Origin of the sequence: Pseudomonas sp. HMWF006 (genome assembly GCF_003061205.1) — a bacterium.
GTDB lineage: Bacteria > Pseudomonadota > Gammaproteobacteria > Pseudomonadales > Pseudomonadaceae > Aquipseudomonas > Aquipseudomonas monsensis.
In genome coordinates this window covers 10,949-14,795 of record NZ_QAIU01000443.1, presented here as the reverse complement: position 1 = coordinate 14,795, position 3,847 = coordinate 10,949, and the positions used below count along the sequence as shown (strand labels likewise).

At 60.6% G+C, this 3,847-nt stretch carries 5 protein-coding genes; all 5 read right to left on the bottom strand.

Features of this window, described 5'->3' with window-relative positions:
• Nucleotides 1–639 (bottom strand): 50S ribosomal protein L11 methyltransferase (gene prmA / locus DBR24_RS18650; RefSeq protein WP_256591630.1); only part of this gene is annotated, 639 nt, incomplete at its 3' end.
• Between the two features lie 195 nt (nt 640–834).
• Complete coding sequence (accC, locus tag DBR24_RS18645; RefSeq protein WP_045122275.1) at nt 835–2,193, bottom strand: acetyl-CoA carboxylase biotin carboxylase subunit; 1,359 nt, start codon at nt 2,191–2,193, stop codon at nt 835–837.
• 17 nt (nt 2,194–2,210) lie between these two features.
• Nucleotides 2,211–2,675 carry an acetyl-CoA carboxylase biotin carboxyl carrier protein gene (gene accB, locus DBR24_RS18640; RefSeq protein ID WP_103306135.1) on the bottom strand — a complete coding sequence of 155 codons (465 nt, stop codon included), beginning with the start codon at nt 2,673–2,675 and terminating at the stop codon, nt 2,211–2,213.
• A 48-nt stretch (nt 2,676–2,723) separates the two neighbouring features.
• Entirely contained in the window at nt 2,724–3,176 is a 453-nt protein-coding gene (gene aroQ, locus DBR24_RS18635) for a type II 3-dehydroquinate dehydratase (protein ID WP_123471047.1), read from the bottom strand.
• Nucleotides 3,177–3,417: 241 nt separating this feature from the next.
• On the bottom strand, nt 3,418–3,798 hold the full coding sequence (locus DBR24_RS32830) for a methyl-accepting chemotaxis protein (RefSeq protein WP_371921326.1): 381 nt from the start codon (nt 3,796–3,798) through the stop codon (nt 3,418–3,420).
• Between the last annotated feature and the right edge of the window lie 49 nt (nt 3,799–3,847).

The following is a 3,847-nucleotide window of genomic DNA, read 5'->3' as shown; positions in this document are numbered from 1 at the left end:
GTACAGCGGGAACAGTTCGTCGGCAATATTGTTGCGCCCGGCATTGTCGCGCGAGGCTTCCAGCGCCTGTACGTCGATGTCGGTGCCGACGGCTTCTTTGGCGCCAAGCAGCAGGGCGGCAATCGCCAGAATTCCCGAACCGCAACCGAAGTCGAGCACGTTGCAGTCTTTCAGGTCCTGGCCGTCGAGCCATTCCAGGCACAGCGCGGTGGTCGGGTGTGTGCCCGTGCCGAACGCCAGGCCCGGGTCCAATAGCAGATTGACCGCGTCAGGTTCCGGCGCCGCGTGCCAGCTCGGCACGATCCACAGGCGCTGGCCGAAACGCATCGGCTGGAAACCGTCCATCCAGCTGCGTTCCCAGTCCTGGTCTTCGATGACTTCGCTGTGGTGCTCGGGCAGCGGGCTGCCGGTCAGCAGTTCCAGGTGCGCCAGTACCGGTTCAGGCTCGGTGCCGCCTTCGAACAGCGCCAGCAGGTGCGTGTGCGCCCACAGCGGGGTGGTGTTGAGTTCCGGCTCGAAGATCGGCTGATCTTCGGCGTCCATGAAGGTCACCGACACGGCGCCCACTTCAAGGAAAGCGTCTTCGTAGGTTTCGGCTTGTTCCGGGCTGATGGCGAGGCGTACTTGCAGCCAAGGCATGGCGGGCACCTTTGAAAAAATATTGATTGCAGCCTAGCGGCCAGCGAGAAGCGCGCAAGTTTACGCGAGCGCGCGCCGTTTGTGGGAGAGACTTGAAACGCCATTCCCTTGTCGGCGTGAGCCTGCAGGGGGGTATGTAATCTGCAGAAACAACAAAGCCGCCCGAAGGCGGCTCTGTCTGGTGCGGGCTGAAGCTTAGTGCTTCTCGCCAGCCAGCTTGTGCTCGAGGTAGTGAATGTTCACGCCCCCTTTGCAGAAGCCTTCGTCGCGGGTCAGATCGCGGTGCAGCGGGATGTTGGTCTTGATCCCGTCAACCACGATTTCGTCCAGGGCATTGCGCATGCGTGCCATGGCTTCGTCGCGGGTGGCGCCGTAAGTGATCAGCTTGCCGATCAGCGAGTCGTAGTTCGGCGGAACGGCATAGCCACTGTACAGGTGCGAATCGACGCGAACGCCGTTGCCGCCCGGGGCGTGGAAATGCTTGACCGTGCCCGGGCTCGGCATGAAGGTTTTCGGGTCTTCAGCGTTGATCCGGCACTCCAGCGAGTGACCGCGGATAACCACGTCATCCTGGGTGAACGACAGCTTGTTGCCAGCGGCGATGCTGAGCATCTCCTTGACGATGTCGATACCGGTGACCATCTCCGAAACCGGGTGCTCCACCTGAACACGGGTGTTCATTTCGATGAAGTAGAAACGACCGTTCTCGTAGAGGAACTCGAAGGTGCCGGCGCCACGGTAACCGATGTCGATGCACGCCTTGACGCAACGAGCCAGTACTTCCTGGCGCGCTTGCTCGTCGATGCCCGGTGCCGGCGCTTCTTCGAGAACCTTCTGGTGACGACGCTGCAGCGAGCAGTCACGGTCGCCCAGATGGATGGCGTGGCCCTGGCCGTCGGACAGTACCTGCACTTCGACGTGACGTGGATTGGTGAGGAATTTTTCCAGATAGACCATTGGGTTGCCGAACGCCGCGCCAGCTTCGGAGCGGGTCAGTTTCGCCGAGGCGATCAGGTCTTCTTCCTTGTGCACCACGCGCATGCCGCGACCACCGCCGCCGCCAGCGGCCTTGATGATCACCGGGTAGCCGACTTCACGACCGATGCGCAATGCCGTTTCTTCGTCTTCCGGCAGCGGGCCGTCGGAACCTGGAACGGTCGGTACGCCAGCTTCGATCATCGCGTGCTTGGCCGATACCTTGTCGCCCATCAGGCGAATGGTGTCGGCTTTCGGGCCGATGAAGGCGAAGCCGGAGTTCTCGACTTGCTCGGCAAAATCGGCGTTTTCCGCGAGGAAACCGTAGCCTGGGTGAATGGCGGTAGCGCCAGTCACTTCAGCGGCAGCGATGATGGCCGGGATGTGCAGGTAGGACTGAGCGGCAGACGCCGGGCCGATGCAGACGGATTCGTCTGCCAGGCCCAGGTGCATCAGCTCTTTGTCGGCCTTGGAGTAAACGGCGACGGTCTTGATGCCCATCTCTTTGCAGGCACGCAGAATCCGCAGGGCGATCTCACCGCGGTTAGCGATCAGAACTTTTTCCAACTTCGCAGTCATCAAAGGCTCTCCGCAGTTCAAACGATGGTGAACAGCGGTTGGTCGTACTCAACCGGCTGGCCGTCTTCGACGAGGATGGATTCGATCACACCGCTGGTTTCAGCTTCGATGTGGTTCATCATCTTCATGGCTTCGACGATGCACAGGGTGTCGCCTTTCTTCACGGTCTGGCCGACTTCAACGAAGGACGGCGAGGTTGGCGAAGATTTGCGATAGAAGGTGCCGACCATCGGCGAACGGGCAACAGTGCCGTTCAGCGCTGGCGCAGCAGCGGCAGCCGGGGCTGCGGCAGCAACCGGAGCAGCAGCGGCGGCAGGTGCAGCGGCCGGTGCTTGCATCGGAGCCGGCGCGTAGTACTGCTGAGCCGGGGTCTTGCTGTGACGGCTGATGCGTACGGACTCTTCGCCTTCCTTGATCTCGAGCTCGTCGATGCCGGACTCTTCCAGCAATTCGATCAATTTCTTAACTTTACGGATATCCATGAATCATCAACTCCCAAGGGTCGGTCAGGGGCGTTTAACGCTTGTAGTTCAAGCCGTTGCCTGTGTTTCAAGCTGTTCTAGCGCAGCCTCCAGGGCCAGTCGGTAACCGCTGGCGCCAAGGCCGCAGATCACTCCCACCGCTACATCGGAGAAGTAAGAGTGATGGCGGAAAGGTTCGCGTTTGTGCACGTTGGACAAATGCACTTCGATGAATGGGATGCTCACTCCCAGCAGCGCGTCACGTAATGCAACACTTGTATGTGTAAAAGCTGCTGGATTGATCAGAATGAAATCGACGCCTTCGCCGCGTGCGGCGTGGATGCGGTCGATCAATTCGTACTCGGCATTGCTTTGCAGATACTGCAGATGATGGCCGGCTTCACGGGCGCGGCGTTCCAGATCCTGATTGATCTGCGCCAGCGTCGTGGAACCGTAGGTGCCGGGTTCGCGGGTGCCGAGCAGGTTCAGGTTGGGGCCGTGCAGGACCAGTAAGGTTGCCATCTGCGTTGTCCTTGTTATGAATGAGCAGTCGTCAGAACCCGGCGACTATGCCGCAAAGACTTTATGACTGTCCAGTTCTATGCAATAGCCAGCACGATGGCCGATGTTTGCGCGAAATATGTGACCAAGTGATTTGATTCGGTCACTTGTGGTGTCTGGACTGACACCTTCGCGAGCAAGCTCGCTCCCACAGGGGTATGCATTCCAATGTGGGAGCGAGCTTGCTCGCGAAGGCAATTTGTCAGACGCGAAACGCCTGTACGGCGGTGTGCAGTTGCCCGCCCAATACCAGCAGGTTCTCGCCCTGTTCCCGACCTTCGCCGATGCGCAGCAGGTTATCCCCGCCCAATTGATGAATCCGCTCGCTGTGATCGCGAATCTCGCTGACCGCGCCGCTCTGCTGGGCGGTGACATCGGCGATGCGGATCGCGGTGTCGGAAATGGTCTGGATCGCCCCGACGATTTTATCCAGCGCACCATCCGCCGCTTGCGCCTGATTGGCCGTGGCCTCGGCGTGTTCGACCTGCGCGCGCATGCCTTCGACCGATTGCCGGGCGGCGGTTTGCAGGCCGGCGATCAGCGTTTGAATTTCCGCCGTCGCCCCAGCGGTACGCTGCGCCAGCGAACGGACCTCCTCGGCCACCACGGCAAACCCGCGACCCATTTCCCCG

Excerpts from the sequence above, each read along its gene's own strand:
- accC (WP_045122275.1), bottom strand. The coding sequence starts at position 2,193 with ATGACTGCGAAGTTGGAAAAAGTTCTGATCGCTAACCGCGGTGAGATC.
- accB (WP_103306135.1), bottom strand. The coding sequence starts at position 2,675 with ATGGATATCCGTAAAGTTAAGAAATTGATCGAATTGCTGGAAGAGTCC.
- aroQ (WP_123471047.1), bottom strand. The coding sequence starts at position 3,176 with ATGGCAACCTTACTGGTCCTGCACGGCCCCAACCTGAACCTGCTCGGC.